The organism is Microbacterium limosum (assembly GCF_036324365.1).
Taxonomy (GTDB): Bacteria; Actinomycetota; Actinomycetes; order Actinomycetales; family Microbacteriaceae; genus Microbacterium; species Microbacterium limosum.
This window is the reverse complement of record NZ_CP137080.1, coordinates 1,615,703-1,637,729: the sequence shown is the minus strand read 5'-3', so window position 1 is coordinate 1,637,729 and position 22,027 is coordinate 1,615,703. Positions and strand designations below refer to the sequence as shown.

The following is a 22,027-nucleotide window of genomic DNA, read 5'->3' as shown; positions in this document are numbered from 1 at the left end:
TCGTTCGTCACGCCGCACGCGCGGCACGCCCATCCCCTTCCCGGAAAGCGAACGTGGACACCGCAGCACTCGTCATCGTGCTCGTCATCGGACTGGCGCTCTTCTTCGACTTCACCAACGGCTTCCACGACACCGCGAACGCGATGGCGACGCCCATCGCGACCGGCGCGCTCAAGCCGAAGGTGGCGGTCCTGCTCGCCGCCGTCCTCAATCTGGTCGGGGCGTTCCTGTCCACCGAGGTCGCGCGGACCATCTCCGGCGGAATGATCCGCGAGGATGAGATCTCGGGCGCCGTCTTCCCGGCCATCATCTTCGCGGGGCTCATCGGCGCGATCACCTGGAACATGCTGACCTGGCTGCTCGGGCTGCCCTCCAGTTCCTCCCACGCCCTGTTCGGCGGGCTCATCGGCGCCACCCTCGTCGGCGTCGGCGTCGCCGCGATCGATTTCGGCGTCGTGATGTCGAAGGTCATCCTGCCCGCCGTCATCGCGCCCGTCACGGCGGGCCTCATCGCCTTCAGTGTCACGAAGATCGCCTACGCCCTGACGCGGCGGTACGACGGCAAGCCCGACGGACGCTCGGGCTTCCGGTGGGGGCAGATCTTCACGTCGAGCCTGGTCGCGCTCGCCCATGGCACGAACGATGCGCAGAAGACGATGGGGGTCATCACCCTCGCGCTCCTCGCCGTGGGCTGGCAGAGCGACCCCGACCCGCAGCTGTGGGTGATCGTGGCCTGCGCCGTCACGATCGCGCTCGGCACCTACATGGGCGGGTGGCGTATCATCCGCACCCTCGGCAAGGGCCTGACCGACGTCAAGCCCGCCCAGGGGTTCGCCGCCGAGACGTCCACGGCCTCCACGATCCTCGCTTCGAGCGCGCTCGGCTTCGCGCTCTCGACCACCCAGGTCGCCTCCGGCTCGGTCATCGGATCCGGCCTCGGGCGCCGCGGCTCCACGGTGCGGTGGCGCACCGTGGGGAGGATCGCCATCGGCTGGGTGCTCACGCTTCCGGCCGCCGGGTTCGTGGGCGCGCTCGCCGCGCTGGTCGTCGTCTGGTTCGGCACGTGGGGAGTGATGGTGGATGCCGCGATCGCCCTCGTCATCATCGTGGGTCTGTTCCTGCGCTCGCGCCGGAACGTCGTCGATGCGGGCAACGCGATGAGCGAGGTCGCCGAGTCCGGGCACGCCGTGACGGTGACCGGCGACCCGCCGCCCACGCGCCGTCGGGCCGCCGCGGCCGCGCGTCGCGAGCAGGACGACAGGGCGGGGCGGTGACGGGCGTGGCGATCGATTGGCTCGCATTCCTCCAGGTCTTCGCCGCCGCCCTCGTCGGGGCGATCCTCGTGGTCGGCTTCTACGCGCTGGGCCTGCGCCTGCTCGTGCGCGCGGGTCGCGTCCCCGTCGTCTCGCCGGCGGAGTTCACGGACGCGATCACCGTCATCAGCGAGAAGCAGGCGCGGCGCGCAGAGAAGGCGGCGGCGAAGGCCGCCAAGAAGAACCCGCTGTCCCTGGGACAGAAGCGCATCTCCGCCGCGGGTGCATACGCATGCTTCGCTGCGTGCGGTCTCGCCGTCATCGCGGGCATCGTCCTCATCGTGGTGGGGTGAGCCGCTCCTAGGCTGTCGGCGTGAGCACTTCCTACACGTTCGGCCGTCACCCCGCCCCGCTGCGCACGCTGCTGCACCTGAGCGACACCCACCTCCTGGGCGGCGGCGGGCGCCTGGGCGGCGTGTACGACGTGGAGGCAAACCTGCGCCGCACGATCGAGCGCATCGAGGGGATGCAGCTCGCGCCCGACGCGCTCGTCTTCACCGGCGATCTCACCGATCTCGGCGAACCGGAGGCGTACCGGCTCCTCCGCGAGGTCGTCGAGCCGCTCGCGGAGCGTCTGTCGGCGCCGATCGTATGGGTCGCCGGCAATCACGACGAGCGTCCGCAGATGCGTCGCGACCTGCTCGGCGGCGAGCCCACGCAGGAGCCGATCACGGGGGAGTGGGACCTGGGCGGTCTGCGCCTCATCGCGCTCGACTCGACCGTCCCGGGCTGGCACCACGGCGACATCGACGACGCGCAGCTCGCGTGGCTGCGCGAGCGGCTGCGCGACCCCGCCCCGCTCGGCACGATCCTGGCCCTCCACCACCCGCCGCTCCCGAGCCATGTGCCGCTCTTCGGCATCCTCGAACTGCAGCGGCAGGAACTCCTCGCCGAAGCCATCGCCGGTGCCGACGTGCGCGCCGTCCTCGCGGGGCACCTCCACTACTCCACCCACGGCACGTTCGCGGGCGTCCCCGTGAGCGTGGCGTCGGCGACCTGCTACACGATGGACCTCGGCCGTCCGGCGGCGTCGGTGAACGGCATGGATGCCGGACAGTCCTTCCACCTCGTGCACGTCTACGACGACACGATCACGCACACGGTCGTCCCCGTCGCGGAGGCGCCGTCCGGCGACTTCTTCGGTCCGGGGTGGTACGAGCGGATGTCCGGGCTCACCCCCGATGAGCGCCTCGAGGTGTTCTCACGCAAGCCCGGCCCGCACGGCGCGCCGGACGCTTGACTTCGAGTGCGCTCGAAGTTCTAGCGAGGCCGAGATCCTGCCGACCGTCCGCGAGCTCGGCATCGGGTTCGTGCCCTATTCGCCGCTCGGGCGAGGATTCCTGACCGGAGCCATCCGCTCGCTCGACCAACTCGACGAGAGCGACTTCCGCCGCTCCAACCCGCGTTTCGCCGGTGACGCCCTGAACGCCAACCTCGCGATCGTCGACAAGGTCGAGGCCGTCGCGGGCGAAGTCGGGGCGGTCGGCGCCGAGGTGGGCGACCGCTACGCCGACATGTCGCCGCTGAATCGCTGATCGCGCACACACCGGGCGCCGGGATCGTCGCACCTCGCGTCGGTCCCGGCGTTCGTCGCGAGTAGGCTCGGGGCACATCCGACTATCCGCCGTGATCGACCCACAAGGACACCACATGGCCTCCCACATGGACGTGGGCGCAGCGCCCCGTACCCGCACCGAGACCGACTCCCTCGGATCGCTCGAGATCCCCGCCGACGCCTACTGGGGCATCCACACCGCACGAGCGCTCGAGAACTTCCCGATCAGCAAGCGTCCGATCTCGGTGTATCCCGACCTGGTGCGCGGCCTCGCGATGGTCAAGCAGGCCGCGGCGCGCGCCAATCGCGAGATCGGCGTCCTGCCGGAGGACAAGGCGTCGCTGATCGACGCGGCGGCCCAGCGCATCATCGACGGCGAGTTCCACGACGAGTTCGTCGTCGGCGTCATCCAGGGCGGGGCGGGCACGTCGACGAACATGAACGCCAACGAGGTGATCACCAACGTCGCGCTCGAGATGGCGGGACGCGAGAAGGGCGATTACGCATTCCTCTCGCCGATCGACGACACCAACCGCAGCCAGTCGACGAACGACGTCTACCCCACCGCGATCAAGGTGGGTCTGAGCCTTGATCTGCGGGCCCTTCTCGAGCAGCTCGATCTGCTTCGCCGATCCTTCCAGGCCAAGGCGGACGAGTTCCACGACATCCTGAAGGTGGGCCGCACGCAGCTGCAGGATGCCGTTCCGATGACCCTCGGACAGGAGTTCAACGGCTTCGCCACGACGCTGCGCGAGGACTGGAACCGCCTGAAGGAGAACGCCTACCTGCTCACGGAGATCAACATGGGTGCCACGGCGATCGGCACCGGGATCACGGCGCACCCCGGGTACTCGGTCGCCGTCCTGCGGCACCTCCGGGAGATCACCGCGCTGGATCTCCAGACGGCCACCGATCTCGTGGAGTCCACGAGCGACACCGGCGCCTTCATGTCGTTCTCGTCGTCGCTCAAGCGGAATGCGATCAAGCTGTCGAAGATCTGCAACGACCTGCGACTGCTCTCCTCCGGCCCCCAGGCGGGCTTCGGCGAGATCAACCTGCCGGCGCGGCAGGCGGGCTCGAGCATCATGCCCGGCAAGGTCAACCCCGTCATCCCCGAGGTCGTCAATCAGGTCGCCTTCGCCGTCGTCGGCGCCGACACGACCGTGACGATGGCCGTCGAGGCGGGGCAGCTGCAGCTCAACGCCTTCGAACCGGTCATCGCGCACTCGATCTTCCAGTCGATCACGTGGATGCGGCAGGCGACGTTCACCCTCCGGGTCAACTGCGTCGACGGTATCACCGCGAACCGCGAGCGTCTGGGCGCGATGGTCGGCTCGTCCGTGGGCGTCGTCACCGCCCTCACGCCCTTCATCGGCTATTCGGCGTCGGCGGCGCTGGCCAAGACGGCGCTGCTGACCGGGCGCAACGTGGCCGACCTCGTCGTGGAGGCCGGGCTCATGTCGCGCGAGGAGGTCGTCAAGCAGCTCTCGCCCGCGCGGCTGTCGGGGCTCGAAGCGGTGACGGCGGCGATTCCGACCGTCTCCTCCGCCGAGGACCTCTAGGGCGGCTCGGGTCAGCCGAGGATGCGGCAGTGCGTGGTCAGCTCGCCCACGCCGTCGATGCCCACCGTCACCGTGGACCGATCGCGCAGGAAGATCTGCGGATCCCGCGAGTACCCCGCGCCCCCGGGGCTGCCGGTGGAGATCAACGTCCCCGGCAGCAGGGTGGCGGACTGCGACAGGTGCGCCACCAGGGTCGCGACCGACCGCACCATCTGACCGGTCGAGGCATCCTGAACGGTGTGGCCGTCGACGACGGTCCAGATGTGGAGATCCTGCGGGTCGGCGATCTCGTCGGCGGTCACGACGAACGGGCCCGTCGGCGTGAAACCGTCGAAGGACTTGCACCGCGACCACTGGGCCTCGGAGAACTGGATGTCGCGGGCCGTGATGTCGTTGACCACGGTGTACCCCCACACGTGATCGAGCGCATCCTCGGGCGCGATGTCGGCTCCCGCCCGGCCCACGACGACGCCGAGCTCGGCCTCGTAGTCCACCGATTCGCTGAGCGTCCGCGGCCACGTCGTGGTCTGACCGTGACCGGTGAGCGAATTGGGCCACAGGGTGAAGACGGTCGGAGCCGCATCGGTCTTCAGCCCCAGTTCGCTCGAGTGGGCCGAGTAGTTGAGGCCGATCGCGAGGATCAGCGGCGGCGCGCTCACGGCGGACGCGAACGACACGGAGGAGAGGGGATGCCGCGTCGCCGTCCCCGGCTGCTGCGCCATCGCGTCGCGGACCCGGGCGAGCAGGTCGTCTCCGCCCTCGATCAGGGTTTGCAGGTCGCTCGGAGCACCCTTCCACAGCTCGGAGACGACGACCCCCTCCTCGCCGGAGACGACGACGAGGGCGGGTTCGGGGGACGAGGGGGAGACGATGTGGGCGAAACGCACCCTCCCACGGTACCGGCCCGCGCCTAGGCTGGCCGATGTGACGTACCAACCGCCGCCCTGGCCCGCGAGTGACTCCTCGCCCGGGGCCCACGACTTCGCCTCACCACTGGAGCAGCCTCACCCCGGGCGGGGCGCCCTCATCCCGCCCCCGCCGCCGTCGATCGGCACGCCGCCTCCGTTGCCGAAGATGCCCACGCGCGGGCGCACCGCCTCCGTCTGGCTGTTCGCTCTGCTCGCCGTCGTCCTGGTCGGCCTCGTCGGCTACTTCCTGACCTTCCTCGGGGCCGGCGCGTCGATCGTGGGGTTCGTGCTCGCCCTCGTGCCCTTCGCCGTCGTGCTCTTCGCCGTGCGACTGATCGACCGCTGGGAGCCGGAGCCGCGCAGCCTGCTGGTCTTCGCCGCCGCCTGGGGTGCGATCGCCTCGGTCGCGATCGCCCTCCTCGTCGATCTGGGCGTGGGGGCGCTTATCGGTGCCGACGGGTCCTTCGCCCGCGACCTGTTCTCCTCGGTCGTCCAGGCGCCGGTGGTCGAGGAGGTCGGCAAGGGCCTGGGGCTGCTGCTCATCATCGCGACGGCGCGCCGGGCGTTCGACGGACCGGTGGACGGCGTCGTGTACGGAGCGCTCGTCGGCGCCGGGTTCGCCCTCACCGAGAATGTGCAGTACTTCGCGATCAGCTTCATCGAGGGCGGCGTGTCCGAGGTGAGCGCCACGTTCTTCGTCCGCGGCATCCTCTCGCCGTTCGCTCACGCGATGTTCACCGCCGTCATCGGCTTCGCGCTAGGTCTTGCCGCGCGCCGTGGTTCCCGCGGGACCGCGATCCTCGGGCCCTGGCTGCTCGGCCTGCTCGGAGCGATCGCGCTGCACGCGTTCTGGAATGGGTCGGCGATGCTGGGTGACTTCTTCGCGTTGTACCTCACGCTCCAGGTGCCGCTGTTCGTCCTGTTCACCCTCGGGGTCCTGGCGCTCAAGCGCGAGGAGTCGCGCCTGACGCACCGGCGGCTGGGCGAGTACGCGGAGGCCGGGTGGTTCACTCCCGAGGAGGTAGACATGCTCGCCACGTCGGCCGGGCGCCGCCGCGGGCTCGAGTGGGCGCGCGGTCTGCGCGGCGATCGCACACCGCTCATGCGGGAGTTCATCCACGACGCCACCGCGCTGGCCGCGGCGCGGGAGCGGTCCCTGTCGGGGCGCGACCCGAGGGCGCAGGAGGACGAGCGCGTGCTGCTGCAACGCACCGCCGCCGCGAGACAGGCCCTGCTCGCCCTTTGACAGGGCGCTCTGCGCCCCGGTCCGACCCCCTCCAAGACTCAGCGCCCGGTGCCGCGGCGATGCCTGCGTGTCTCCCGGGCGCTGAGTTGGTCGTGACTCAATCGTGCTCCGCGCCGAGCGCGCTGTCAAGGTCCCTCACGGCATCCCCTGCGGATCGCGCGGGCTGCCGCAGGCTTTGACCCGCGCCCTCGGCTCCGGTTGGATGGTCATATGACTGCAGACCGCACCAAGCCCGAAATCGACGCCCCCGAGGGGCCCGCCCCGGAAGAGCTCGTCATCCGCGACATCATCGTCGGGGACGGCGCCGAGGCCAACCCCGGCGACACCGTCACGGTGCACTATCTCGGTGTCGAGTACGACGCGGGCGAGGAGTTCGACTCGTCGTGGAACCGGGGCGAGAGCATCCAGTTCCCCCTGCGCGGTCTCATTCAGGGGTGGCAGGACGGCATTCCCGGTATGAAGGTCGGCGGCCGCCGCGAGCTGGTCATCCCGCCGCACCTCGCGTACGGGCCCGCGGGGGGTCACTTCCTGGGAGGGAAGACGCTGATCTTCGTTATCGATCTGCTCGCCGTCGGCTGAGCGCGGATCGCCGACAGCACTTCTTCGCGCCGGGGGCGCCGGACCGCACGACGGCCGGCGCCCCCGGCGTTCTGTCTCGTCGTCCACATGCCCGACACGCCGGATCGGCGTGCGGGGAATACATTCACCTGCATACTGGTTACGAACCTGCGTCGCCGCGCATGCGGCACCGAACTTCCCAAGGAGAGAACATGACGACCACCGCCCTCGACGTTCCCGGTTACAAGGCTGGCACCTGGGTGCTCGACCCCTCGCACAGCGAGGTCGCCTTCAGTGTCCGCCACATGATGATCTCGAAGGTGCGCGGCACCTTCGGCGTCAAGAGCGCCACGCTGATCGCTCCCGAGAACCCGCTCGAAGCCCAAGTGACCGCCTCCGTCGACGCCGCGTCGATCGACACGAAGGACGAGGGTCGCGACCAGCACCTGCGCTCCGCCGACTTCTTCGACGTCGAGACCTACCCGACCATCGACTTCCGCTCGACGGGTGTCCGCGTAGAGGACGGCGACTTCCTGGTCGACGGCGAGCTCACGATCCGCGGCACCACCAAGCCCGTCACGTTCGAGTTCGAGTTCGGCGGCTTCGGCACCGACCCGTGGGGCAACTACAAGGCCGGTGCGACCGCCAAGACGGTCATCAACCGTGAGGACTTCGGCCTGACGTGGAACGCGGCGCTCGAGACCGGCGGCGTCCTCGTCGGCAAGGACGTCACCATCACGCTCGATCTGCAGGGCTCGCTGCAGGCGTGACCTCTCACGAAGGGCCGGATGCCGAGGCATCCGGCCCTTCGTCGTGTCATGGGGCTGGGCGCGCACCGCGCCCGAACCGGAGCCGGTTCTGGGCGAGCAGGATCCCGAGGAAGACGACGAGGGCGCCGCCCGTACGCAAGGCTGGAGCCGTCGCACGCGGTGGTGCCGAAGGTGGACGGCGCTTCGCGGTCGCTCCGACCGTTCACGGCTGGGGATCGCGCGCGTCGTAGGCGCGGAACCGCGGACTGCGCCGCACGAGGGCGGTCACGAGCACGAGGATGATCACGCCGCCGATGAGGGGCGGGAACCAGAGGGTCGTGACGGTGGCCAGGACGCCGGCGTACAGGGCGCCCAGTCGTGGGCCGCCCGCGACGACGACCATGAACACGCCCTGGAGCCGGCCGCGGATCGCGTCGGGGACGGCGGACTGCATCATCGTCTGGCGGTAGATCGCGCTGACGTTGTCGGCCGCGCCCGTGACCGCCAGCAGCAGCATCGAGACCGCGATGAGGGGCAGGTTCGGAACGTCCTCGCCCACCCCTTCGGGAGCGAGTACTCCGAAGGATGCCGCGAGCAGCACCGCACCGAACGCGGCGGTCGCCGCGCCGAAGACGAGAATGGAGCGCTCGATGCCGAGCCCGTGGCGATGGACCCGCCCGATCGGCCCCGAGAACAGGCTCGAGAGGAAGGCCCCCGCGGCGATCGACGCGGTGAGCACGCCCGTCGTGATGGCCCCGCCCCCGAGCAGCACCGACCCGACGGCGGGGAAGAGCGCGAGCGGGTGCCCGAAGGTCATCGCGATCACGTCGAGCAGGTACTGGAGGCGGATGTTGGGCGCGCGCCGCAGGAACGCCCACCCGTCCGCGAGGGAGCGCAGCCCCGGCCGGACGGTCGCGCCCTCGGGGCGGATGCGGGGAAGCGTACCCAGCCCGAGGAAGAGGGCCAGCATCAGGACGACGTCGACGGTGTAGGTCCAGGGATATCCCACGAGGGCGACCAGCACGCCGGCGAGAGCCGGGCCCGCCATCACCATGATGCCGACGGTGATCCCATTGAGTGCGGCCGCGGCGGGGAGCAGCTCCCGAGCGACGAGACGCGGCGTGATCGCCGACTTCGTCGCCGACACGATCGAGTTGGCGGAGGAGTTGACGATCGACAGCACGAACAGTGACGCGACGCTCTCGGTCCCGGTCCACGCGAGCGCCGCGAGCAGGGCGGTCGACGCCCACGTCACGGTCGCGGCGACGAGCGCGACCGAGCGGCGGTCGAAGTAGTCGGCGAGCATGCCGCCGTAGAGTCCTGCGATCACCATGGGGGCGAGGCCCGCCACGGCGATCATCGACACGGCCAGCGTCGAGCCCGTCAGATCGAACACGTGGAGCATGACGGCGACGATGGTCAGCTGGCCGCCGAGCCCGGCGAGCGTGGCTCCGAACCACAGGCGCGCGAAGGCGGGACTGCTCGTCAAGGGCCGCAGATCGATGAAGTGGTCACGGCGCAGCCGCGCCCTCACTCACCCGCCCCGATACGCACCCGTCGAGGCTAGCGGATGCCGCCGGTCCCGGTCGCCGGAGCTGCCGGGCGCTGGTAGACTTGCTTGGTTGCCGTTTGATCGGCCGCGGATAAAGAGAGCTCACGCATCAGGCGTCGGGCGCCGCGCAGTGAAGAGGAAGGGGATCGAATCTATGGCACTCGAAGCAGAAGTCAAGAAGGCGATCATCGAAGAGTACGCGACGCACCCCGGTGACACCGGATCCCCCGAGGTGCAGGTCGCAATGCTGTCGCAGCGCATCAAGGACCTCACCGAGCACCTCAAGGAGCACAAGCACGACCACCACTCGCGTCGTGGGCTGTTCCTGCTCGTCGGTCAGCGCCGTCGGCTGCTCGGCTACCTCCAGGACATCGACATCAGCCGTTACCGCTCGCTCATCGAGCGTCTCGGTCTGCGCCGATAACCCAGGGGTCGCCACCGCGACCAGCGTTCAATCGCGCAAAACGTTCTTGAAGGGCCGTCCCAGGTGTGGGGCGGCCCTTCCGCGTTGCGCGGCGCTGTCTCCCATCGCGAACGGTCGCGACACGCCGCGAGGATGGGCGAGCATGCGGCGAGTCGAGACCGTTCGCCGATGAGAGCGGCGCGAGCCGGGCGGACCGACCGCCGACGCAGCCGCCCGGGCTCCTCAGGATCCCGAGCGGGGGCGCTGTGAACCCGTGGGGTCGGATCGACGCCCCTCCCGACCGGAGAGCTCGGGATCGGAGAACAGCCACCGCGGACGCGGTTCGACGAGGGGCCGGAAGATGCGCCGCACGGGCCTCGTGGCCAGTCCCAGCGCCACGCCCACTGCGAGCACGATGACGAGGGGCAGCCAGAGCCAGGTGGGGTCGAGCCCGCGCAACACGCCCGATTCGCGGAACGGGTAGAGCACGAACGAGTGCAGCAGGTACACGTACATCGTGTACCGGCCGAAGTGCGTCCACCAGGTGTGCCGCAGCGGCACGAGTGCGAAGAACGCGGCGCTGAGGACGAGGGCGATCGCCATGAGGGCCAGACGCACGCCTCCCGCCCACCACTGGTCGCCGCCCAGGTCCGGGTAGGAGTCGTCGTAGAACAGCCACGTGCGGAGGTTCATCCGCTCCCACACGTCCACGTAGGCCCAGGCCGCCCAGCCCGTCACGCCCAACGCGGCGAGGGCCGCCACCGGCACCCACCAGGGGCGGCGCTCCAGCAGCCGGAAGCGCGCCACGACATCCTTCTCGCTCAGCCACCAGCCGAGCGTGAAGAACGGCAGCAGGCCGAGGGTTCGGGAGAGGGAGAACGTGGAGTCGATGTTCGGCAGATACCCGGCGCCGATCGAGATCGCCACGGTCCACAGCAACGGCCACCGCAGCAGGGCGAGGTACGGCAGCACGAGCCGGAAGATCCCGAGCGCGAGGAGGAACCACAGCGTCCACGACGGTTGGGTGAGGTTGGGCGAGCCGTCTCCCTCGACGAGCCATTTCGTGAGGGTCCAGAGCCCCTCGAAGATGACGTAGGGGAGCAGGATGTCGGTGATCACGCGCCCCATCTGCCGTCTGGTCGGGGCGCCCGACTTGGAGAAGTACCCCGCGATGATCGCGAACGCGGGCATGTGGAACGCGTAGACGCTGAGGTACACGGCGAGCGCGATGTCGGAGTCGTACGTGAGGCGCTGGATGGCGTGGCCCAGCACGACGAGCACGATGCACGCGAAGCGGGCGTTGTCCCAGAAGGGCACGCGGCGGTTCGGGCGCGGGAAAGACCCGGTCGCGGCTGCGTCCGCGGGTGTGACCGGGTCGTCGGCGGGCGGGGATGCGCTCATGGCGAGGCCACACTATCGCCCGCCGCGTCGCCGGCGTCCGGGCTTGCGCCGCGGGGAATAACCTGGGCGCACACGCGTTCCATCAGGTACATTCACTTGCATAGAAAAGCCTCGGCGGCGATCCCGACGCGGGCGGAGACGGAGCAGATCGTGAACGACACCACGCCACGGGCCGTGCAGTTCGGCATCTTCTCGGTGAGCGACATCACCGAGGACCCGACGACGGGTCAGACCCCCAGCGAGGCCGAGAAGATCCGCAACGCGGTGACGATCGCCAAGCACGCCGAGGAGGTGGGGCTGGATGTCTTCGCCCTCGGCGAGCACCACAACCCGCCGTTCTGGTCGTCCTCGCCCACCACGACGCTGGCGTACATCGCCGCGCAGACCGAGCGCCTCATCCTCTCGACGGCGACGACCCTCATCACGACGAACGACCCGGTGAAGATCGCCGAGGACTACGCGATGCTGCAGCACCTCTCGGGCGGACGCGTCGACCTCACGCTCGGGCGGGGCAACACCGGTCCCGTCTATCCGTGGTTCGGGCAGGACATCCGCCAGGGGCTCCCTCTCGCGATCGAGAACTACGCGCTGCTGCACAAGCTGTGGCGGGAGGACGTCGTCGACTGGGAGGGCAAGTTCCGCACGCCCCTCCAGGGCTTCACGTCGACCCCGCGACCCCTCGACGGCGTCGCGCCCTTCGTCTGGCACGGCTCGATCCGCACACCCGAGATCGCCGAGCAGGCGGCCTACTACGGGGACGGCTTCTTCGCCAACAACATCTTCTGGCCCAAGGAGCACTACCAGCGGCTCATCACCCTCTACCGGCAGCGCTTCGCGCACTACGGGCACGGCACTCCCGAGCAGGCGATCGTGGGGCTCGGCGGCCAGGTCTTCATGGCCGCCAAGTCGCAGGATGCCGTGGCCCGGTTCCGGCCGTACTTCGACAACGCTCCGGTCTACGGACACGGCCCCGCCCTCGAGGACTTCGCCGACATGACGCCCCTGACGGTGGGCTCGCCCCAGCAGGTCATCGACCGGTACGCGGCGATGCGCGACACGTTCGGCGACTACCAGCGCCAGCTCTTCCTCATCGATCACGCCGGTCTCCCGCTGAAGACGGTGCTCGAGCAGCTCGACATCCTCGGCGGCGAGGTCGTCCCCGTGCTGCGGCGCGAGCTTGCCAAGGATCGGCCCGCCGAGGTCCCCGACGGACCCACGCACGCCGCTCGGGTGCGCGCGGTCTACGGCGAGGGGCCCACGCGCGAGGCACGCCCGCGGGCCAACCGCGGTGACAATCTCTCCGGCCCGTCGCCCTACCAGGACCAGCCCGCGGCGCCCGTGCTGGCGGGATCGGCGTTCGGTGCTGCCGCGACGCGGAAGGGAGCCTGAGATGGGCGCCCGACGCATCGCGGTCGTCTCCGCCGGCCTGTCCAACCCCTCGACCACCCGACTGCTCGCCGATCGGATGACGCAGGCGGTGCTCACCGAGCTCGCATCGCGCGACGTCGAGGCATCCGTCGACGTGTTCGAGCTCCGCGACCATGCGCACGACATCACCAACAACCTGCTGACGGGCTTCGCGCCCCCCGCGCTCGAGTCGGCGATCAACGCCGTCGTGTCCTCCGACGCGATCATCGCGGTGACGCCGATCTTCTCGACCAGCTACTCGGGGCTCTTCAAGTCGTTCATCGACGTGCTGGACCCGGACGCGCTGAAGGGGACGCCGGTGCTGCTCGGGGCGAACGCGGGCACGGCGCGCCACTCGCTGGCGATCGACTACGCCATCCGCCCCCTGTTCACCTATCTGCACGCCGACCCCGTGCCGACCGGGGTCTTCGCGGCGTCCGCGGACTGGGGGGCGTCGGCCGATGGGGTGGCACCGCTCGGCGATCGGATCGCCCGCGGCGCCCGTGAGCTCGCCGACGCGATCATCCGGCGCGATCCCGCGGGAGGCCCCGACCCGTTCGACCCGGCGACCTACCTCGGCGAGGGGCGGTCGTTCGGTCACCTTCTGGGCGGCCTCTCGGGGGAGTAGGACGCGACGGCCTCCGCTCCAGGGGGCGCACCGCAGAGCCGCCACCGAGCGGCAGACGGCCGGTGACGCGCGAGGGTGCGTTCGGTGAACTCTTGCCGCCCGAGCGCGGATCACGCGCGCGAGCCCGGGCGAAGGGGGCACCGTGGACGTGTGAAAGTCGCGCTGCTGGCAGAGTCCTTCCTCCCTCACATGAACGGGGTGACGGGTTCGGTCCTCCACGTCCTCCGATACCTGCGGGCCGCCGGCCACGAGACGCTCGTGATCGCGCCGCGGGCGGGCGAGATCGAGGCCGACCTGCACGGCGCCCGCCCGGCGCTCCTGCGGTCGGTGCCCCTGCCGGCGTACCCCGAGGTGCGGATCGTCTTCGCCCGCACCGCGACGCTGACGCGGATCCTTCGAGAGTTCAGACCCGACGTCATCCATCTGGCTTCGCCTTTCGTGCTCGGATGGCAGGGCGTTCAGGCCGCCGACGCGCTCAGTGTCCCCTCGGTCGCCGTGTACCAGACCGACGTCACCGCATACGCGCACAAGTACGGCGTCGCCGGGGCCGCCCCGCTCGTCGCGGGGCACATCGCGCGCCTGCATCGTCGGGCGACCCTCACCCTGGCGCCCTCGAGCGCCGCGCGCGCCCAGCTGGAGGGGATAGGCGTCGACCGCATCCGCACGTGGGCACGGGGTGTGGATGCCGCGCGGTTCGCGCCGTCACGCCGCGACGAGGCGTGGCGGCGCCTCGTGGGCGCCGGGCGGATGCTCGTGGGGTACGCCGGCCGTCTGGCGGCGGAGAAGCAGGTCGAGGATCTCGCGGCGCTCGCCGACATCCCCGGTGTCAAGCTCGTCGTCGTGGGGGAGGGGCCCGCACGGGCTCGTCTCGAGGCGCTGCTCCCCGATGCGCACTTCACGGGGTTCCTCGGGGGCGACGCGCTGGCGGAGGCCGTGGCATCCCTCGACGTCTTCGTCCACCCCGGCGAGCACGAGACGTTCTGCCAGGGCGTGCAGGAAGCGCTCGCGAGCGGCGTGCCGGTCGTCGCCACGGGCCGCGGCGGACCGCTCGATCTCGTGCGCAGCAGCATCGATGGCTGGCTCTACCGCCCGGGCGACCTCGGGGACCTCCGTCTGCGCGTGAGCGACCTGGTCGGCGATCAGGCGAAGCGAGCCGCCTTCGGCGTCGCGGCGCGCGCGGGCGTGCGGGACCGGACGTGGGAGGCGCTCGGAGCCCAGCTCGTCGGCCACTACGAGGAGGCGATCCGGCTGCGCCCGCTCGACGAGGCGCTCGTGGTGCTTCCGGGGCGCGGCGGATCCGATTCAAGGAGCCTGCGCCGCCCCGACACGCGGGCGACCGACTCCGCCTGAGCCATCCGGGCCGGTCTACTCGATGCCCTGCTCGAACTGCTCGAGCTCGAAGTCCACGTCCTCGCGATACTCGATCTCCTCCTCGGGATCCATCGTCGGGGGAGGGGTCTCGAACTCCGTCTCGTCGTCGACGGCGACCTCGCGCTCGTCGTCGGGCACCGGTTCGGAACTGCGCTGTTCGTCCATGCGGCCCAGCCTACGCACGTGGCACGCGGGGCGCTGGTAGGCTGATCGGGTCTGTCCGAGCAGAATTCGGACGGCGACAACCGAATACGCCGGGGTCTCCCGGCACACTGGAGCAGGCTGGCAGGAAGCTGGTCCCCTGTGGTGGTCTCCTCGTCGCGTCGCGCGCCGAGTGGATTTTCACTGGTGGCCAGCGCAGGCGAACCGCATTCGCGCCGCGCCCATAACTGCCTGTTCCTGCTCCTTCGTGCGACCTCGTGCGCCACCAGGGCGTGCGAGTCTAAACAAAGAAGGAGTGACCTCTTGGAAGGTCCTGAAATCACATCCGCCGAGGCCGTTCTCGACAACGGCCGCTTCGGAACCCGTACCATCCGCTTCGAGACGGGCCGTCTCGCGCAGCAGGCGCAGGGCGCCGTCGCCGCATACCTCGACAACGAGACAATGCTGCTCTCGGCCACCAGCGCCGGCAAGCACCCCCGCGAGGGCTTCGACTTCTTCCCGCTGACCGTCGACGTCGAAGAGCGCTCGTACGCCGCGGGCAAAATCCCGGGCTCGTTCTTCCGCCGCGAGGGCCGCCCCTCGACCGAGGCGATCCTCGTCTGCCGGCTCATCGACCGGCCCCTGCGCCCGTCGTTCGTCGACGGACTCCGCAACGAGGTCCAGATCGTCGTGACGGTGCTCTCCATCGCTCCCGGCGAGTTCTACGACGCGCTCGCGATCAACGCGGCCTCGGCGTCCACCCAGATCTCGGGCCTGCCCTTCTCCGGCCCGATCGCCGGTGTCCGCCTCGCGCTCATCCCGGGTCACGGGGAGCACGCCGACCAGTGGGTCGCGTTCCCCACCGCTGCGCAGCTCGAGGACGCCGTCTTCGACCTGATCGTGGCCGGCCGCGTGCTGCCCGACGGCGAAGTGGCCATCATGATGGTCGAGGCCGAGGCCACCGAGCACAGCTGGAACCTCATCAAGGGCGGCGCCACCAAGCCGAGCGAGGACGTCGTGGCGGCGGGCCTCGAGGCATCCAAGCCGTTCATCAAGCAGCTCGTCGAGGCGCAGCAGGTCATCGCCGACGGCGCCGCGAAGGAGATCCGCGACTACCCGGTCTTCCTGCCCTACAGCCAGGAGACCTACGACTTCGTCGCCGGCCGCGCGTACGACGAGCTGGTGGGCGTCTACCAGATCGCCGACAAGCAGCAGCGACAGGATGCCGACGACGCCGTCAAGGAGCGCGTCAAGGGCGAACTCCTCGCGGCCGTCGAATCCGGCGAGCTGCCGGCCGTCGCGAACCTGGAGTTCTCCGCCGCGTACAAGTCGGTCACCAAGAAGATCGTCCGCGGACGCATCCTCGCCGAGGGCGTGCGCATCGACGGCCGTGGTCTCGCCGACATCCGCGCGCTCGAGGCCGAGGTCGAGGTCATCCCGCGCGTACACGGTTCGGCGATCTTCCAGCGCGGTGAGACCCAGATCCTGGGCGTCACCACGCTGAACATGCTCAAGATGGAGCAGCAGATCGACTCGCTCTCGCCCACGACGAGCAAGCGGTACATGCACCACTACAACTTCCCGCCCTACTCGACCGGTGAGACCGGCCGGGTCGGCAGCCCCAAGCGTCGCGAGATCGGGCACGGCTTCCTCGCCGAGCGCGCCCTGGTCCCGGTGCTTCCGGGCCGCGAGGAGTTCCCGTACGCGATCCGTCAGGTCTCCGAGGCGCTGTCCTCGAACGGCTCCACCTCGATGGGCTCGGTGTGCGCCTCGACGCTCTCCCTGCTCAACGCGGGCGTGCCGCTGAAGGCGCCCGTCGCGGGCATCGCGATGGGTCTCGTCTCCGACGAGGTCGACGGCCAGACGCGCTACGCCGCGCTGACCGACATCCTCGGCGCCGAGGACGCCCTGGGCGACATGGACTTCAAGGTCGCCGGCACGAGCGAGTTCGTCACGGCTATCCAGCTCGACACGAAGCTCGACGGCATCCCGTCGTCGGTGCTCGCCGGCGCGCTGCAGCAGGCGAAGGACGCGCGTCTGCAGATCCTCGACCTGATCAACGCGACGATCGACGCGCCCGACGAGATGGCCCCCACGGCGCCTCGTGTCATCAGCGTGCAGATCCCGGTCGACAAGATCGGCGAGCTCATCGGCCCCAAGGGCAAGACGATCAACGCCATCCAGGACGAGACCGGCGCGCAGATCTCGATCGAGGAGGACGGCACGGTCTACATCGGCGCCGTCGACGGTCCCTCCGCCGAGGCCGCCCGTGCGCGGGTCAACGCGATCGCCAACCCGACCAACCCCGAGGTGGGAGACCAGTTCCTCGGCACGGTCGTGAAGATCGCGACCTTCGGCGCGTTCGTCTCGCTGCTTCCCGGCAAGGACGGCCTGCTGCACATCAGCGAGGTGCGCAAGCTCGCCGGCGGCAAGCGGGTCGAGAACGTCGAGGACGTCGTCTCCGTCGGCCGGAAGCTGCTCGTCCGCATCACCAAGGTGGACGACCGCGGCAAGCTGTCGCTCGAGCCCGTCCTCGAGGAGGCCGCCGACCAGGAGGGGCGCGACGCCGCGAGCGAGGCCCCGGAGGCGCCCGCCGAAGGCTGATAGAGCGTAGACCGGATGCCCCGGTGTCCCGCCCCGGCGGGATGCCGGGGCATTCGTCACGTTCGTGATCAAAGCGTTATATACAATTCCCGGCGCGGCGACCGGATCCGCCGTCGTGCCGCGGTGGCTGGCCTACCCTCGGAGGTAGGCGCCGGGGGGCGTGCACGAGAACAGATCGCGTCGATTCGACGTCGCGAGGGGGGTGGATGATGGGCGTATCCGGCGTCGATTCGGCGGTGGCTTCGGCGGATGCCGAGGGGCTGCGATCAGCGCGCGCGCACCCGTCCGCGCCGATCCCGGTGCAGGGGCCCGCCGTCGGAGACGCGGTGCGCACGCGACTCGGCGAGACCGGCCTGTCGGTCTTCCCCTTGATCCTGGGCGGCGCGGAGTTCGGCTGGAACGTCGACATCACCGCGAGCCACCGCATCATCGACCGCTACGTGGAGCTCGGCGGCAACGCCCTGCATACGGCCGACTCGTTCGCCGGCGGGCGCAGCGAACACATCATCGGCCAGTGGATGAACTCGCGCGGGCTGCGCGACGACATCGCCGTCATGGTGCGGGTGGGGGGCCATCCCGACAACCCGGGTCTCGGTCCGGTCAACCTCGTGCGCGCGGTCGAGGCGTCGCTGACGCGCCTCGCGACCGACCGCATCGATGTGCTCTACCTCGACGGCAGCGATGCGTCGGTCCCGCTCGAGGAGACGCTGGCGACGGCCGAGTGGCTGACCGGCTCGGGCAAGGTCCTCCACCTCGCCGCGGCGGATTTCACCCCCGAGCGCCTCGTGGAGGCCCGCATCCTGGCATCCGCGGGATACCCGCGCATCACGGTGCTCGACGCGCACTACAACGTCGTGAACCGCACGCCCTTCGAGGGCGACCTCCGGCTCGTCGCGGGCGCCCAGGGCATCGCCGTCACGCCGTCGCACCCGCTCGCCCACGGCTTCCTCTCCGGCCGTCACCGCAGCCGCGACCGCGTCGGGATGTCCGCGCGCGGTGTGCAGCTGGCGGCCTATCTCAACCGTCGCGGCCAACGGGTGCTGAAGGCGCTCGACCATGTGGCGCTGGAGCTCGACGTGCCCGATGCCGCGGTGGCCGTCGCGTGGCTGATCGCGCAGCGCACCGTCGCCGCGCCGATCGTCAACGCCTACGCGCCCGAGCACGTCGAAGAGCTCGTCCAGGGCGTGGGCGTTCATCTCGGCCGTGCCCAGCTCGCAGAACTCTCACGCGCCGCGCAGTGATCCTCGCCTTGTCGCCGTGATGACATAGGCTGGGTGAGGCGGACGTCGGGGCCCGCCGGATAGGGACGATTCGCGTGACGCACTACATCTACCTCGTCCGACACGGTGAGCATCAGGACGCCGAACACGGACTCGTGGATGGTCCGCTCTCTCCTCGGGGTCAGCGTCAGGCCTCGCTCATCGCCGATCGTCTATCGGGCGTGCCGCTGAGCGCGGTCTGGCATTCGCCCCTCGTACGCGCGGCCGAGACGGCGAAGATCGTGTCCGAGCGGATGCCGTCGGTCGAGCCTCAGGCGTCCGCGTTGCTGTTCGACTGTGTTCCGTCAGGACCCACGCCCGATGTCCCCTCCGCGTTCGAACCGTTCTTCGGCGCGGTCACCGAGGCGGAGATCGACGCGGGGCGGGCGCAGATGTCGGATGCCACGGCGGAGTTCCTGCGTCGCCGCACCGGCGACGTGCACGAGCTGATCATCACGCACAACTTCGTCATCGCATGGTTCGTGCGCGAGGTGCTCGGCGCGCCCGAGTGGCGCTGGATGACCCTGAACCAAGCCCACTGCGGTCTGACCGTTATCGCGCAGAAGCAGGGCCGGCCGTGGTCCCTCGTGACGCACAACGACCTGGCTCACCTGCCGTTCGAGCTGCGTACGGGCCTGCCCGAGACCCCGCCCGTCTAGCCCGCCGCGTCGGAGCGTTGGAGCGGCTTCGCGTACCAGCGGGTCGCGTTGGAGTTGTCGTTGTAGGGGGCTACAGGGACGAACCCCGAGCGCGCGTAGAGCGATCCCGCGGCCTCCAGCGTGTGGTGCGTGTCGAGCACGAGCTCGGCGGCGCCCCACCCCCGCGCCCGCTCTTCGAGGGCGTCGAGCAGCACCCGTCCCCACCCGCGGCCTCGTCCGAGGGGACGCACGTACAGGTGCTTGACCTCGTATCGAACACCGAGGGGCCCGTCCGGGATGCGGCGGATGCCACCGCACCCCACCGGCCCGTCGGCGCCGTCCTCGTGCGCATCCGGGTCGGCGATGAGGAAGACACCGCCCGGCGGGACGAACGCTGCGGGATCCGGGAACACGGTCCGGTACGCGCCCCCGGGGAAGATGTCGGCCCGCTCGCCGAAGTACTCGGTGACGAGGGTACGAGCGTCGGGGGCGTCGGTCGAGGACTCGCGAAGCAGAACCACGCGTCGAGTGTAGGCCGCCCGCCGAAACTAGGATGGGAGCATGACGACGCGAGTGGCCATCGTGGGTGCGACGGGACGACTGGGGAAGGTCGTCTGCGATGTCGTCGAGCGGACCGAGGGGTACGAGATCTCCGCGACGCTGTCGTCGCGGAGCGACCTCGACGAGATGGCGGGCGCCGACCTGGTGGTCGACGTCTCCACTCCCGCCGTGTCGGTGGATGTCGTGCGCGCGGCGATCGAGCGCGGGATCAACGTCCTCGTCGGCACGTCCGGCTGGTCCGAGGAGCGGATCGGGCTCGTCCGGCCGCTCGTGCAGGCATCCGGCACCGGGATCGTGTTCATCCCGAATTTCTCGCTCGGATCGGTGATCGGTTCGGCGCTGGCGGCAGCCGCTGCGCCGTTCTTCCCGTTCATCGAGATCGTCGAGGCGCACCACGAGCGCAAGGTCGACTCGCCGAGCGGCACCGCCGTGCGGACGGCAGAACTCATCGCCGCCGCGCGCGACGACGAGGGGCCCGTGGAGGCGCCGCACACCGACCAGCGCGCCCGCGGGCAGAGGGTCGCGAGCGTGCCGGTGCACAGTCTGCGCCGGCCCGGGGTGATCGCCCGTCAGGAGGTGCTGCTGTCGGGCCCGGGGGAGACGCTCCAGATCGTGCACGACACGGTCGATCCCGCGGCGGCCTACGCCCCCGGCATCCGGATCGCCCTCGAGCACGCCCGTTCCGCGTCGGGTGTCGTCGTCGGGCTCGACTCCTTCATCGACATCGGCGTGCGCAGCCCTGCCCCGACCGATGATGCACCCGTGGCCGACGACGGCGTGCCGGGCCAGGTCGCGCGCACGACCGCGCAGTGAAGGCGCGCATCGGCGTCGTCGTCATGGCGGCGCTCCTGGTCCTCTACCTCGTCCTGGTGGGTCAGCGAGCCGTGGTGCTGATCGGCGCGGGCGAGGCGGTCGGGGTTGCGATGGGCGTGTCGCTGCTCGTGCTGCCCGTCATCGCGGGGTGGGCGATCGGGCGCGAACTCTGGTTCGGCGTCGGCGCGGAGCGCCTGGGGCGCCGCCTCGAGGCGGAGGGGGCGCTGCCCGACGAGGTCGTCGCCACGCATCCCTCGGGGCGCATTGACCGCTCGGAGGGCGAAGCCGTCTTCCCTCGCTACCGGGATGCCGTGGCGGCCGCCCCCGAGGACTGGCGCGCGTGGTACCGGCTCGCGCTCGCCTACGACGCGGCCGGCGATCGACGTCGTGCTCGACACGCCGTCCGCCAGGCGATCCGCTTCGAGCGCGCCGCCCGCTGAGGGCGCGCTCGGGCACGCTCAGGGAGCGGGAACCGCCGCGGCGATCGCATCCTCCGCGGTGGGGTGGCGGAAGACGAAGCCGCTCGCCTCCAGGGCATCGGGCACGACATGGGTGTCGCTGAGCAGCACCGACTCCGCCATGTCACGCCCGAGAGCCGCGCGGAGGGCCCATGCCGGTGCGCGCAGGAGGAACGGTTTGTTCATGCGCCGCGCGAGCGCGAAGCCCAGGTCGTTGGCGGTCGCGCGGGTGGGGCCCGCGAGGTTCACGGGACCGGTGAGGCCGCCGTCGATCGTGTGCCGGATGGCCCGGACCTCGTCGACCAGCGAGATCCACGGCCACACCTGGGTGCCTCGGCCGATCGGGCCCGCAGCACCCGCGCGCGTGAGGAGCAGCAGCGGACGCAGCACGCCCCTCTCGTGCACGACGGGAGCCGTGCGAAGCAGAGCCACGCGAGCCCGATCGCCCGCCTCGCGGGCGGCGGACTCCCACTCGACGCAGACGCTCGAGAGAAAGAGGTCGCCCGCCGACGCCGATTCATCGAGGCGGGCGCCGGGGACCGAGCCGTAGAAGCCGACCGCACTGGAGGAGACGAAGGCGGGGGCATCCGCTCCCAACTCCCGCACCGCGCGCGCCAGGGTGCGGGTGGGGGTCAGCCGCGACCACATCAGCCGGCTCTTGTACCGCTGCGTCCAGGGGATGTGGCCGATGCTCGCACCGTTGAGCCCGACGACGGCGTCGGCCCCCGCGAGGACGTCGGGATCGAGCGGCCGCGAATCCGTCAGCCACTCGATCTCGCCGTCCGCGCGCGGGGCACGGCGCACGAGCGTGTCGACTCGGACCCCGTCGGCCCGCAGGCTCTCGACGAGGGCCCGGCCGATGAGGCCCGACGCGCCCGCGATGACGATGCGCTCGGGCAT

The 22,027-nt window shown here is 70.5% G+C and carries 23 protein-coding genes; 17 read left to right on the top strand and 6 right to left on the bottom strand.

Going from position 1 to position 22,027, the window contains the following annotated elements; all coding sequences use genetic code 11:
• The first annotated feature begins 53 nt into the window (after window positions 1-53).
• The 5 genes from RYJ27_RS07965 to RYJ27_RS07945 all read left to right on the top strand — a co-directional run bounded on the left by RYJ27_RS07965 (window position 54) and on the right by RYJ27_RS07945 (window position 4,430).
• Window positions 54-1,274 carry an inorganic phosphate transporter gene (locus RYJ27_RS07965; protein WP_330169798.1) on the top strand — a complete coding sequence of 407 codons (1,221 nt, stop codon included), beginning with the start codon at window positions 54-56 and terminating at the stop codon, window positions 1,272-1,274.
• A gap of 5 nt (window positions 1,275-1,279) precedes the next feature.
• Window positions 1,280-1,606, top strand: coding sequence for a peptidase (locus tag RYJ27_RS07960; protein WP_330169797.1), 327 nt, complete (start codon window positions 1,280-1,282; stop codon window positions 1,604-1,606).
• Between the two features lie 20 nt (window positions 1,607-1,626).
• On the top strand, window positions 1,627-2,553 hold the full coding sequence (locus RYJ27_RS07955) for a metallophosphoesterase (protein ID WP_330169796.1): 927 nt from the start codon (window positions 1,627-1,629) through the stop codon (window positions 2,551-2,553).
• Entirely contained in the window at window positions 2,495-2,848 is a 354-nt protein-coding gene (locus tag RYJ27_RS07950) for an aldo/keto reductase (protein ID WP_330169795.1), read from the top strand. The genes RYJ27_RS07955 and RYJ27_RS07950 overlap by 59 nt, the downstream gene beginning before the upstream one ends.
• A 115-nt stretch (window positions 2,849-2,963) precedes the next feature.
• Window positions 2,964-4,430 carry an aspartate ammonia-lyase gene (locus tag RYJ27_RS07945; protein ID WP_330169794.1) on the top strand — a complete coding sequence of 489 codons (1,467 nt, stop codon included), beginning with the start codon at window positions 2,964-2,966 and terminating at the stop codon, window positions 4,428-4,430.
• 11 nt (window positions 4,431-4,441) lie between these two features.
• Here the strand turns inward: RYJ27_RS07945 and RYJ27_RS07940 are convergent, their stop codons facing one another.
• Entirely contained in the window at window positions 4,442-5,317 is an 876-nt protein-coding gene (locus tag RYJ27_RS07940; protein ID WP_330169793.1) for a fumarylacetoacetate hydrolase family protein, read from the bottom strand.
• Between the two features lie 37 nt (window positions 5,318-5,354).
• On the opposite strand from RYJ27_RS07940, the gene RYJ27_RS07935 reads away from it, so the two are divergent.
• From RYJ27_RS07935 to RYJ27_RS07925, 3 genes are all read left to right on the top strand, one after another.
• The gene (locus RYJ27_RS07935; protein WP_422732824.1) at window positions 5,355-6,584 is read left to right on the top strand and encodes a PrsW family intramembrane metalloprotease; all 1,230 of its coding nucleotides are present in this window, start codon (window positions 5,355-5,357) and stop codon (window positions 6,582-6,584) included.
• Between the two features lie 210 nt (window positions 6,585-6,794).
• Window positions 6,795-7,163: an FKBP-type peptidyl-prolyl cis-trans isomerase gene (locus RYJ27_RS07930; protein ID WP_330169792.1), complete on the top strand. Its 369-nt coding sequence runs from the start codon at window positions 6,795-6,797 to the stop codon at window positions 7,161-7,163.
• Between the two features lie 191 nt (window positions 7,164-7,354).
• Window positions 7,355-7,912 carry a YceI family protein gene (locus RYJ27_RS07925; protein ID WP_330169791.1) on the top strand — a complete coding sequence of 186 codons (558 nt, stop codon included), beginning with the start codon at window positions 7,355-7,357 and terminating at the stop codon, window positions 7,910-7,912.
• A gap of 202 nt (window positions 7,913-8,114) precedes the next feature.
• Here the strand turns inward: RYJ27_RS07925 and RYJ27_RS07920 are convergent, their stop codons facing one another.
• Window positions 8,115-9,380, bottom strand: coding sequence for an MFS transporter (locus RYJ27_RS07920; protein ID WP_330169790.1), 1,266 nt, complete (start codon window positions 9,378-9,380; stop codon window positions 8,115-8,117).
• Window positions 9,381-9,597: 217 nt separating this feature from the next.
• On the opposite strand from RYJ27_RS07920, the gene rpsO reads away from it, so the two are divergent.
• Window positions 9,598-9,867 carry a 30S ribosomal protein S15 gene (rpsO, locus tag RYJ27_RS07915; protein ID WP_330169789.1) on the top strand — a complete coding sequence of 90 codons (270 nt, stop codon included), beginning with the start codon at window positions 9,598-9,600 and terminating at the stop codon, window positions 9,865-9,867.
• A gap of 222 nt (window positions 9,868-10,089) precedes the next feature.
• On the opposite strand, the gene RYJ27_RS07910 is transcribed toward rpsO, so the two are convergent.
• Window positions 10,090-11,247 carry an acyltransferase family protein gene (locus RYJ27_RS07910; RefSeq protein WP_330169788.1) on the bottom strand — a complete coding sequence of 386 codons (1,158 nt, stop codon included), beginning with the start codon at window positions 11,245-11,247 and terminating at the stop codon, window positions 10,090-10,092.
• Window positions 11,248-11,421: 174 nt separating this feature from the next.
• Here RYJ27_RS07910 and RYJ27_RS07905 point away from each other — a divergent pair, with 174 nt between their 5' ends.
• The 3 genes from RYJ27_RS07905 to RYJ27_RS07895 all read left to right on the top strand — a co-directional run bounded on the left by RYJ27_RS07905 (window position 11,422) and on the right by RYJ27_RS07895 (window position 14,632).
• A complete protein-coding gene (locus tag RYJ27_RS07905; RefSeq protein ID WP_422732890.1) occupies window positions 11,422-12,636 on the top strand; it encodes an LLM class flavin-dependent oxidoreductase in 1,215 nt (404 codons plus the stop codon).
• Between the two features lies 1 nt (window position 12,637).
• Window positions 12,638-13,282, top strand: a complete 645-nt coding sequence (locus RYJ27_RS07900) for an FMN reductase (RefSeq protein ID WP_330169786.1) — start codon at window positions 12,638-12,640, stop codon at window positions 13,280-13,282.
• A 150-nt stretch (window positions 13,283-13,432) separates the two neighbouring features.
• Entirely contained in the window at window positions 13,433-14,632 is a 1,200-nt protein-coding gene (locus RYJ27_RS07895; protein WP_330169785.1) for a glycosyltransferase family 4 protein, read from the top strand.
• A 15-nt stretch (window positions 14,633-14,647) separates the two neighbouring features.
• Here the strand turns inward: RYJ27_RS07895 and RYJ27_RS07890 are convergent, their stop codons facing one another.
• Window positions 14,648-14,818 carry a hypothetical protein gene (locus RYJ27_RS07890; RefSeq protein WP_330169784.1) on the bottom strand — a complete coding sequence of 57 codons (171 nt, stop codon included), beginning with the start codon at window positions 14,816-14,818 and terminating at the stop codon, window positions 14,648-14,650.
• 300 nt (window positions 14,819-15,118) lie between these two features.
• Here RYJ27_RS07890 and RYJ27_RS07885 point away from each other — a divergent pair, with 300 nt between their 5' ends.
• The 3 genes from RYJ27_RS07885 to RYJ27_RS07875 all read left to right on the top strand — a co-directional run bounded on the left by RYJ27_RS07885 (window position 15,119) and on the right by RYJ27_RS07875 (window position 19,316).
• Window positions 15,119-17,398 (top strand): polyribonucleotide nucleotidyltransferase, encoded by a 2,280-nt coding sequence (locus tag RYJ27_RS07885; RefSeq protein WP_330169783.1) that lies wholly within the window; start codon window positions 15,119-15,121, stop codon window positions 17,396-17,398.
• Window positions 17,399-17,607: 209 nt separating this feature from the next.
• The gene (locus RYJ27_RS07880; RefSeq protein ID WP_330172018.1) at window positions 17,608-18,639 is read left to right on the top strand and encodes an aldo/keto reductase; all 1,032 of its coding nucleotides are present in this window, start codon (window positions 17,608-17,610) and stop codon (window positions 18,637-18,639) included.
• Window positions 18,640-18,713: 74 nt separating this feature from the next.
• Window positions 18,714-19,316 carry a histidine phosphatase family protein gene (locus RYJ27_RS07875; protein ID WP_330169782.1) on the top strand — a complete coding sequence of 201 codons (603 nt, stop codon included), beginning with the start codon at window positions 18,714-18,716 and terminating at the stop codon, window positions 19,314-19,316.
• Here RYJ27_RS07875 and RYJ27_RS07870 read toward each other — a convergent pair.
• The gene (locus RYJ27_RS07870) at window positions 19,313-19,816 is read right to left on the bottom strand and encodes a GNAT family N-acetyltransferase (RefSeq protein ID WP_330169781.1); all 504 of its coding nucleotides are present in this window, start codon (window positions 19,814-19,816) and stop codon (window positions 19,313-19,315) included. The genes RYJ27_RS07875 and RYJ27_RS07870 overlap by 4 nt on opposite strands.
• A 40-nt stretch (window positions 19,817-19,856) precedes the next feature.
• On the opposite strand from RYJ27_RS07870, the gene dapB reads away from it, so the two are divergent.
• Entirely contained in the window at window positions 19,857-20,669 is an 813-nt protein-coding gene (dapB, locus tag RYJ27_RS07865; RefSeq protein ID WP_330169780.1) for a 4-hydroxy-tetrahydrodipicolinate reductase, read from the top strand.
• Window positions 20,666-21,109 (top strand): tetratricopeptide repeat protein, encoded by a 444-nt coding sequence (locus RYJ27_RS07860; protein WP_330169779.1) that lies wholly within the window; start codon window positions 20,666-20,668, stop codon window positions 21,107-21,109. Before dapB ends, RYJ27_RS07860 begins: the two co-directional genes overlap by 4 nt.
• Before the next feature lie 18 nt (window positions 21,110-21,127).
• Here the strand turns inward: RYJ27_RS07860 and RYJ27_RS07855 are convergent, their stop codons facing one another.
• Window positions 21,128-22,027 (bottom strand): TIGR01777 family oxidoreductase, encoded by a 900-nt coding sequence (locus RYJ27_RS07855; protein ID WP_330169778.1) that lies wholly within the window; start codon window positions 22,025-22,027, stop codon window positions 21,128-21,130.

Bases quoted from the DNA above. Each gene is read 5' to 3' on its own strand.
- RYJ27_RS07890 (WP_330169784.1), bottom strand. From the start codon at position 14,818: ATGGACGAACAGCGCAGTTCCGAACCGGTGCCCGACGACGAGCGCGAG.
- RYJ27_RS07950 (WP_330169795.1), top strand. From the start codon at position 2,495: ATGAGCGCCTCGAGGTGTTCTCACGCAAGCCCGGCCCGCACGGCGCGC.
- RYJ27_RS07880 (WP_330172018.1), top strand. From the start codon at position 17,608: ATGGGCGTATCCGGCGTCGATTCGGCGGTGGCTTCGGCGGATGCCGAG.
- rpsO (WP_330169789.1), top strand. From the start codon at position 9,598: ATGGCACTCGAAGCAGAAGTCAAGAAGGCGATCATCGAAGAGTACGCG.
- RYJ27_RS07925 (WP_330169791.1), top strand. From the start codon at position 7,355: ATGACGACCACCGCCCTCGACGTTCCCGGTTACAAGGCTGGCACCTGG.
- RYJ27_RS07855 (WP_330169778.1), bottom strand. From the start codon at position 22,027: ATGCCCGAGCGCATCGTCATCGCGGGCGCGTCGGGCCTCATCGGCCGG.
- RYJ27_RS07945 (WP_330169794.1), top strand. From the start codon at position 2,964: ATGGCCTCCCACATGGACGTGGGCGCAGCGCCCCGTACCCGCACCGAG.
- RYJ27_RS07930 (WP_330169792.1), top strand. From the start codon at position 6,795: ATGACTGCAGACCGCACCAAGCCCGAAATCGACGCCCCCGAGGGGCCC.
- RYJ27_RS07900 (WP_330169786.1), top strand. From the start codon at position 12,638: ATGGGCGCCCGACGCATCGCGGTCGTCTCCGCCGGCCTGTCCAACCCC.
- RYJ27_RS07910 (WP_330169788.1), bottom strand. From the start codon at position 11,247: ATGAGCGCATCCCCGCCCGCCGACGACCCGGTCACACCCGCGGACGCA.
- dapB (WP_330169780.1), top strand. From the start codon at position 19,857: ATGACGACGCGAGTGGCCATCGTGGGTGCGACGGGACGACTGGGGAAG.